We start from the raw sequence: 854 nt of genomic DNA, 5'->3' as shown, positions 1-854 counted from the left end.
ATCACCCGGTTTTCCTCGCTCACTGACCACTTCAATCAGGCTGCGTATTGACGGCCAACGCTGTTTCAAATCATCAGGTAAATCAGCGGGTAGCTGCATGACAATACGCTGTTCAAGACGACCATGACCTTTATTTTGTTCCGTGAATTCAGCAAATTCCTCTGTATCATAAGCAGCGGAAAACCTTTCTTTAACAAACTGATAAAGCTGTTTTTGGTTGTTCTTAACGCCCACAATATAATCGCCTTTACGCTGTGTGATTAAGTCCAGCGTTTTCACCTGACAGTGAAGTGCATCCATCGTCACGATGGCATTTTCAAGGGCCAGTAATCGAATGATTTCTCTGCCAATCGGCCCTTCTTTTCCTTTACTTTCGGTCGCCTTTTGGTACAAGGCAATGCCAGCCCCCACATCGTAGGCGCTCACCACATGCAATGCCTGCAATATTGATGTTTTTCTTGTACCTCTCATCGTTTTTCCATCAATAGCAATCAGTTTTTTTCCGTCCTTTACTCGACGCTCATTAATCCATAGGAATAAGGCTTCCACCAAGATATCACTATCTAATGTTCTGATAATGTTGGCAATACAGTGTCTTCGGGGGATCCCATTTTCAAATGGAGCATACTGTTTGAGCCAGCCAAGTTGCAGTTCGCCAAACTCCTGTATCGATTTCCATCCCGATGCGCCACTGAGCACAGCGGAGAAAACCAAAAAAATGACATCGACCAACTTATGTTTTTTGTTAATGTCTTTGCGTCTTAGTGATCCCCTCATTTCTATAAACTCAAATAATGCCAAGTGTGCGGGTATATAATCGATGCTGCCTCAGGTAATAAGTAAATTTCTCCATC

1 protein-coding gene is annotated in these 854 nt (G+C 43.3%); it reads right to left on the bottom strand.

The window, feature by feature from the left end; translation table 11 throughout:
- Nucleotides 1-801: ISAs1 family transposase (locus EOJ37_RS14300; protein ID WP_127960525.1), on the bottom strand; the 801-nt coding region annotated here is incomplete at its 3' end.
- Nucleotides 802-854 lie beyond the last annotated feature (53 nt).

The organism is Serratia microhaemolytica, assembly GCF_004011885.1.
In the GTDB taxonomy this organism is placed as follows: domain Bacteria; phylum Pseudomonadota; class Gammaproteobacteria; order Enterobacterales; family Enterobacteriaceae; genus Serratia_G; species Serratia_G microhaemolytica.
Note: the sequence above shows the minus strand (reverse complement) of the source record. Positions and strands in the feature narration are given on the sequence as shown.